Origin of the sequence: uncultured Romboutsia sp. (assembly GCF_958366745.1) — a bacterium.
Classification (GTDB): domain Bacteria; phylum Bacillota; class Clostridia; order Peptostreptococcales; family Peptostreptococcaceae; genus Romboutsia; species Romboutsia timonensis.
Genome location: NZ_CATXCO010000117.1, coordinates 1 through 7,401, shown reverse-complemented (window position 1 = coordinate 7,401; position 7,401 = coordinate 1). Strand labels below are relative to the sequence as shown.

Here is a 7,401-nt window from a genome sequence, read left to right as displayed (position 1 = left end):
AAGTGTCTTTTTTTGTTTATATATTTGTCTGATTTAATTATACAATTCAGGTTAAAATAAAAGAGCACGCTTACTTATATTTAGCTAGCATGCTCTTTTTTGTTAAATTAATTAATATAACTTACTTTTACTTTTTCAATTTTTTTATTACTAACCTTTATAACTTCTATATTAACATTATCTACTTTTATTTCTACTTTTTCATTAGATTTTGGGATTTCTCCTAATTGGTTTATTATATAACCATTTAAAGTATTATATTCACCTTCTTCTAATTCTAAATTAAAGGCTTCATTAAATTCATCAAGCTCTATACTACAATCAACTATAAATATTCTTTCATTAATTTTTAAAATATTATTATTTTCTTTGTCATACTCATCTTCAATATCACCAACAATTTCTTCTACTAAATCTTCCATTGTAACTATACCACAAAATCCACCATATTCATCAATAAGTATAGCCATGTGTATCTTGTTGTTCTGTAAAATTTTAAATAATTCATTAGTTTTTTCACTTGTTGGAACAAAATATGGTTTATGCATTATTTCTTCTAAGTTAATATTTTCAAACCCTCTATCTTTTGCCTGTATAAGTATATCTCTAACATGAACTATTCCTATTATATTATCGATATTATCTTTATATACAGGTATTCTTGAATAGTTAGAGTTTAAAAGTTTATCTATATTTTCTTCAATATCATCATCTATGTTTATTGAAAAAGTATCTTTTCTAGAAGTCATAATATCTTTTGACTTTGTATCATTAAATTTAAAAATACTTTCTATCATATTTTTTTCATAAGTCTGAATTATTCCTTCTTCTTCGGATTTACATATTAAAGACTTTATATACTCTTCAGATACTTTACCATTTTCTTTTTTTAATATATTAGATTTAATAAATGTAATAATTTTTAAAAATGGTCTAAGTATTATTGATAGGATTGAAACTATTTTCTTTTGAATTGTTAGTAAAAATATTAATATTGGTTGATTTGAATGCCTATGCGAATCAGATTCCATACTAACTTTTTACCTCCTTTTTTATTACTAGATAATATGATATTATCATATTAAATGTGAGATTACAATTAATAATTTCTATTAAAATTCATTCTATTAATATATATTTTTATTGTATATTTCATAAAGTATATTATTTATTATTTAATATATTAAACAAGTTTATTTATATTATTATAAAAATTAAACTTTTAAAAATAATTATACATAGCATAATATTATTATATTTATAAAAGTAAATGAAGTTTATGTTTATAAACCTATGGTGAGACTAATAGTATTATAAAAAAGGTTAGCAAGTGCTAACCTTTTTTATAATACACTTATTAATATTGCTCCTTTTGATGTATATGTACCCATAACTGATCCTAGATCGGATATCATAACACTTTCAAAGTCATGATTTTTAAGCATCATTTCTTTTACTTTAAGAGCTTTATCTAAACAATTTGCATGTGCTATAGCTAATGACTTAACTTCTCCTTCTTGTATTGAATCACATACATTTTCAACTACTTTTTTCATTGAATTGTTATCTCCTCTAGCCTTATCGCAAGGCTTAACTTCACCATTTCCTATTTTCACTATAACTTTAAAGTTTAAAACATTTATAAGCTTACCAGCTAAAGCATTTATTCTTCCACCTTTTATAGCATTTTCTAAAGTTTCTAATGAACCATAAAATACTACATCTTTCTTTATAGATTCTATAATATTTACTATCTCATCTAAACTTTTTCCTTCTTCTGCTAATTGTGCTGCTTTAACTATTAAAAGTCCTTGACCTATAGAACCTGTTTCAGTATCTATAACTGTAACTTTTTTGTTTGGATATTCTTCCTCAAACATATTTTTAGCAAGAACTGCTGTTGAATATGTTCCTGATAACTTTGAAGCTAAAGTTATTACTAATATCTCATCTTCTTCCCCTTCATAGCTTCTCATAAATCTTTCTGGAGAAGGACAAGACGTTTTTGGAAGAACTGGTGAATTAGCCATCATTTTGTAAAATTCATCTTTTTCTATCTCCCCATCTGTATATATATCATCTCCAAAAGCTACATTAAGAGGTACTATTTCTATATTATATTTTTCAACTATATCTTTATTTAAATCACAAGAGCTATCTGTTACTATTCTAATCTTTTTCATATATCTCACTCCATTTAATATAATCATATCTTTTTCAGTCGGTCAGTTGACCGTTATTTATTTTTATTGTATACTCAATTTACGCTAAAGTCAATAATTAAATTGATTGTATTAATTATATGTATAGTTTATTTACTTTTAGTAGATTTTTAATATGAAAATATCCATTTTCTTATATTAAATATAATGTATATAATTAATTGACAATAATATTTACTATATTTATAATTTATTTAGTAAAATGCGAAATTCTAGGATGGTATTTGTATGAAACAAAATAATATGAAAGAAACAATTTTATCAGCAGCTACAGATTTGATAATAAAACAAGGGGTAAAGAATACTTCTTTAGCTGATATAGCTAAAGCATCAAATATAAGTAAAGGTACATTATATTATCACTATTCTTCAAAAAATGATTTAATATGCGCTATTGCAGACATGCATTTAGAAGTTATAACAAAGGCAGTACTAGATTGTGTTCATGGCATAGGCACTGATGATTCTTCTATTAATATGGTAAATTTAATAATGGAAAAAATATCTTCTATAGAAGGTAGAGGAAGAATACATATGTACCTTTTATGTGAAGCTATAACGGAAAATGATACTCTAAAGGAGTCAATTAAAGTTAAATATTTTGAATGGAGAAATACTTTGAAACAAGAAATTTCTAAGACTGTTAAATATAATAAGGATGCTGAAGCACTTTCATTTTTATTAGTATCTGTAGTGGATGGTCTTGTTGTTCAAGGTCTTTTAAAATCTGAAACTATTCCTTATGAAAATATTGCAAGTTTCTTATTAAAAAGTTGGCTATAATAATTTAATTAACTTTAGTGGTATACATATCACTAAATACTTACTAAAAAAGATGGTTATTAATAACCATCTTTTTTACTTTATCTAATTATATATCCACTACTACTAAGTTATCTATATTAAAATAATATTCTATACTTTTATCAATTTGATTTATTTTACTCTTTATCTATAGTTTTTATAACCCTACATGGATTTCCAACCGCAATAGTATTATCAGGTATATCCTTAGTTACAACACTGCCTGAACCTATAACAACATTTTTACCTATTTTAACACCAGGATTTATTGTAGTTGCCCCACCTATCCAAGAACCATCTCCTATTTCTATATCTTTAGCAAATTCAAGACCTAACTTTCTTTGAGATGGTGATATAGGATGAGCTGCTGTAAATATATTTACATTAGGACCTATTAATACATCATCACCTATAACTACCTTAGCACAATCAAGTACTGTTAAATTATAGTTTGCATAAGAATTTTCACCCCAGTGTATGTTATATCCATAATCGCATCTAAAAGGTGGCTCTATATAAAATTTTTCTCCAACTGATCCAAATAAACCTCTTAATAAGTTATCTCTTTTTTCTATTTCATTTGGCTTAAGCATGTTATACTCATATAAAACTTCCTTAGCATGCTGTCTTTCATTAGTTAATTCTTCACCAAAAGCTAAATATAATTCACCCATTATCATTTTTTCTTTTTCTGTCATGATATTTATTCACCTTATTATATCTATTTTAATTTATATATTATAGCTTCATATGGTCTTAGATTTATTTTCTCTATATTTTTACTTGAATCCTTATAGTTACTTAATAAAGTTTCACAACTTTCATACTTTATAGACTTATCTAATACGAATTCTTCGTCTTTATCATAGAAATTAGCTACTACTAATATTTTTTCATCATTTAATTCTCTTATATATGAAAATATTGAGTTATGATCTTTATATAACAATTTAAAATCACCATATACAACTACATCTTCATTCTTTCTTATTTTTATAAGTTTCTTATAATGATTAAATATTGAGTTTTCATCTTCTAAATTATTCTTAACATTTATATCTACATAATTTGGATTAACTTTTAACCATGGTTTTACTTTACTAAATCCACCATTTAAGCTATCGTCCCATTGCATAGGTGTTCTTGCGTTATCTCTTCCTTTAGCATATATAGATTTCATTATATCTTCTTCTTTATAACCTTCACTTATACGCTCTTTGTACATGTTTAAAAGTTCTATATCATTGTATTCATCAATACTATCAAATACTACATTAGTCATTCCTATTTCTTCACCTTGATATATATAAGGAGTTCCCTTTTGCATATGTAATACTGTTGCTAACATTTTAGCACTTAACTCTCTGTATTCTTTGCTATCATTTCCCCATCTTGAAACTATTCTTGGAAGGTCATGATTATTCCAAAATAAACTATTCCATCCTTCATTATCCAATTCAGTTTGCCACTTATTAAATACTTCTTTTAATTTTATAAAATTAAGAGGAGCTAAATCCCACTTAGTTTTACCTGGTGTTTCATCTAAAGATATGTGTTCAAATTGGAATACCATACTAAGTTCATTTCTTATCGGGTTGCTATATAATTTAGCTATTTCTGGAGTAGCGCCCCAAGTTTCTCCTACTGTTAGTAAGTCTTTTTTTCCAAAAGTATTTACATTCATTTCATTTATGTATTCATGAAGCTTTGGTCCATTAGCAGTTATTAACTTATCAGGTTCTTTTCCTACTAAATCTATAACATCTAATCTAAATCCACCTACTCCTTTGTCTATCCAGAAGTTTATCATATCGTATAGCTCATTTCTAACTTCTTTGTTTTCCCAATTTAAATCTGGTTGTTTTTTAGAAAATAAATGTAAATAGTATTCATTACTATCTTTATCTAATTCCCATGCTCTTCCACTAAATGTTGATTTCATTTCATTTGGTTCTTTGCCATTTACTGGCTTTCTAAATACATAATAGTCTCTGTATTTACTATTTGGATTGTTCTTAGCTTCTATAAACCACTTATGTTCATCTGAAGTATGATTTAATACTAAGTCCATTAATATCTTTATTCCTCTATCATTAGCTTCTTTTAATAAATTATCCATATCTTCCATAGTACCAAACTCATCCATTATATCTCTATAGTCACTTATATCATATCCATTGTCATCATTTGGAGATTTATATACTGGCGATAACCATATTACATCTATTCCTAGTTCTTTTAAATAGTCAAGTTTAGATATTATTCCTTTTAAATCCCCTATACCATCATTGTTACTATCACAAAAACTTCTTGGATAAATTTGATAAACTACTGAACTATGCCACCATTTTTTCTCTAACATATTTTCCCCCTAATTTTTATTTAATTGTAATATATCTATAATGCTATTATAATAAAGTAAAAGCATTAAATTCTATAAATATATTGATAATTAATAACACAAAACTGACTTTAAGGGGATTATTATGGTAAATGATAAACTTGAGGAGAAAAGAAAACATGGTAATTTTTTATTACCTCTTGGCATTTATGATGTTAATTTAGGGGATAAAGAATATTCAATATCTGCCCATTGGCATAAAGAAATCGAAATAATACTAGTAAACACAGGTGAATTTAATTTACAAATTAATTCTGATTTTTATACTTGTAAATGTGGTGATATAGTTATTATAAATTGTGAGGAACTTCATTACTTAATTGCTAAAGAAAGTGTATATAGTGAATTTACAAGCTTAGTATTTGATATTTCTCAACTAAATAGCTCTATACTTGATAGCTCATCAGTTAACTTTATAACACCTATTATAAATAAAAAATTTAAACTTCCAACAATAATAAATGAAAATTCTAATATTTATAATAATTTAAAGGAAATATTTCTAAAAATTATTGAAGTTTATAGTCATAAATATTATGGTTTTGAACTAGAAATTAAAGCTTTATTATTTAGTTTTTTTGCTAATATATTTAGAGAAAACTTAGTAATAAAAAAAGATTCTATATTATCAGATGACAGTAAAGTTTTTAAAATAAAAGATGTTATAAAATATATAGAAAATAACTATAGAAATGATATAAATATAACTACATTAGCTAATATTTGTCACTATAATGAATATCATTTTATGAGATTTTTTAAGAAATACACAGGTAAAACATGTATTCAATTTATAAAAAATTATAGACTAGAAAAAGCATATAATTTACTTAAAAATACAGATTTGCCTGTTACTCAAATTTCTTTTGATGTAGGATTTTCAAATGTATCTTATTTTATAAGAAGTTTTAAGGAAAAGTATAAAGTTACACCTAAAGAACTTAGGTTAAGAGCTGATGATTCATTTAATGTTTAAATATTGATATGATTATTATTTATATATCACATAGCTTTTATATTTTAATCTTATTATACGTAAAAATCCCTAGAGTTTTATCTCTAGGGATTATATAAAATAAGATTATTTTAAAACTACTTTCTTGAATTTTTTCTTTCCACGTTTTATAACCATACCGTCACCAGCTAAAGCATCTTTAGTAAATGTAGCTTTTACATCAGATACCTTTTCTCCGTCTACAGTTACTCCACCTTGTTCTATGTTTCTTCTAGCTTCAGATCTAGTTGGTGCAAGTTCTGCTTTAACTAATAAAGATATTAAATCTATAACTCCATCAGTTAAGTCTGCTTCTTCTATTTCAGTTGTAGGCATATCAGCATGAGCTGCTCCTGAGAATAAAGCTCTTGAACTTTCTTGTGCTTTTATAGCTTCTTCTTCACTATGAACAAGTTTAGTTAATTCAAATGCTAATACTTCTTTAGCTTCGTTTATTCTGTTTCCTTCCCACTTTTCTATTTCTTCTATTTCTTCAAGTGATAAGAATGTTAACATACGCATACATTTGAATACATCAGCATCAGCAACATTTCTCCAGTATTGGTAGAATTCAAATGGAGATGTTTTGTTTGGATCTAACCATACTGCACCATTTGCAGTTTTACCCATTTTGTTTCCTTCTGAGTTAAGAAGTAAAGTTATAGTCATTGCATATGCATTTTCACCTAATTTACGTCTTATTAAATCAGTACCAGCAAGCATGTTACTCCATTGGTCAGTTCCACCTAATTGCATTTGGCATCCGTATTTTTCATATAAATGATAGAAGTCGTAAGCTTGCATTATCATGTAGTTGAATTCTAAGAAGCTAAGTCCTCTTTCCATTCTATTTTTATAACATTCAGCAGTAAGCATTCTGTTAACACTAAATTGAGCTCCTACTTCTCTTAATAAGTCAACATAGTTTAAGTCTAATAACCAATCAGCATTGTTAACTAATAAAGCTTTATCTTCTCCAA

7 protein-coding genes are annotated in these 7,401 nt (G+C 25.8%); 2 read left to right on the top strand and 5 right to left on the bottom strand.

What is annotated here, in order from left to right; all coding sequences use genetic code 11:
• Nucleotides 1–107: 107 nt before the first annotated feature.
• Together Q5F54_RS08600 and Q5F54_RS08595 are read right to left on the bottom strand one after the other, a co-directional pair.
• Entirely contained in the window at nt 108–1,031 is a 924-nt protein-coding gene (locus Q5F54_RS08600; RefSeq protein ID WP_281539127.1) for a hemolysin family protein, read from the bottom strand.
• Between the two features lie 312 nt (nt 1,032–1,343).
• Complete coding sequence (locus Q5F54_RS08595) at nt 1,344–2,183, bottom strand: DegV family protein (RefSeq protein WP_302334243.1); 840 nt, start codon at nt 2,181–2,183, stop codon at nt 1,344–1,346.
• A 267-nt stretch (nt 2,184–2,450) separates the two neighbouring features.
• On the opposite strand from Q5F54_RS08595, the gene Q5F54_RS08590 reads away from it, so the two are divergent.
• The gene (locus Q5F54_RS08590) at nt 2,451–3,005 is read left to right on the top strand and encodes a TetR/AcrR family transcriptional regulator (RefSeq protein WP_302334242.1); all 555 of its coding nucleotides are present in this window, start codon (nt 2,451–2,453) and stop codon (nt 3,003–3,005) included.
• Between the two features lie 158 nt (nt 3,006–3,163).
• Here the strand turns inward: Q5F54_RS08590 and Q5F54_RS08585 are convergent, their stop codons facing one another.
• Both Q5F54_RS08585 and Q5F54_RS08580 read right to left on the bottom strand, forming a co-directional pair.
• Entirely contained in the window at nt 3,164–3,724 is a 561-nt protein-coding gene (locus Q5F54_RS08585) for a sugar O-acetyltransferase (RefSeq protein WP_071120130.1), read from the bottom strand.
• Nucleotides 3,725–3,747: 23 nt separating this feature from the next.
• A complete protein-coding gene (locus Q5F54_RS08580; protein WP_302334241.1) occupies nt 3,748–5,388 on the bottom strand; it encodes an alpha-glucosidase in 1,641 nt (546 codons plus the stop codon).
• A 124-nt stretch (nt 5,389–5,512) separates the two neighbouring features.
• On the opposite strand from Q5F54_RS08580, the gene Q5F54_RS08575 reads away from it, so the two are divergent.
• Nucleotides 5,513–6,403: an AraC family transcriptional regulator gene (locus Q5F54_RS08575; protein ID WP_302334240.1), complete on the top strand. Its 891-nt coding sequence runs from the start codon at nt 5,513–5,515 to the stop codon at nt 6,401–6,403.
• A 105-nt stretch (nt 6,404–6,508) separates the two neighbouring features.
• Here the strand turns inward: Q5F54_RS08575 and tyrS are convergent.
• The coding region (gene tyrS, locus Q5F54_RS08570; protein WP_302334239.1) for a tyrosine--tRNA ligase at nt 6,509–7,401 on the bottom strand (893 nt) is incomplete at its 5' end.

Excerpts from the sequence above, each read along its gene's own strand:
- Q5F54_RS08575 (WP_302334240.1), top strand. The coding sequence starts at position 5,513 with ATGGTAAATGATAAACTTGAGGAGAAAAGAAAACATGGTAATTTTTTA.
- Q5F54_RS08600 (WP_281539127.1), bottom strand. The coding sequence starts at position 1,031 with ATGGAATCTGATTCGCATAGGCATTCAAATCAACCAATATTAATATTT.
- Q5F54_RS08580 (WP_302334241.1), bottom strand. The coding sequence starts at position 5,388 with ATGTTAGAGAAAAAATGGTGGCATAGTTCAGTAGTTTATCAAATTTAT.
- Q5F54_RS08590 (WP_302334242.1), top strand. The coding sequence starts at position 2,451 with ATGAAACAAAATAATATGAAAGAAACAATTTTATCAGCAGCTACAGAT.
- Q5F54_RS08585 (WP_071120130.1), bottom strand. The coding sequence starts at position 3,724 with ATGACAGAAAAAGAAAAAATGATAATGGGTGAATTATATTTAGCTTTT.
- Q5F54_RS08595 (WP_302334243.1), bottom strand. The coding sequence starts at position 2,183 with ATGAAAAAGATTAGAATAGTAACAGATAGCTCTTGTGATTTAAATAAA.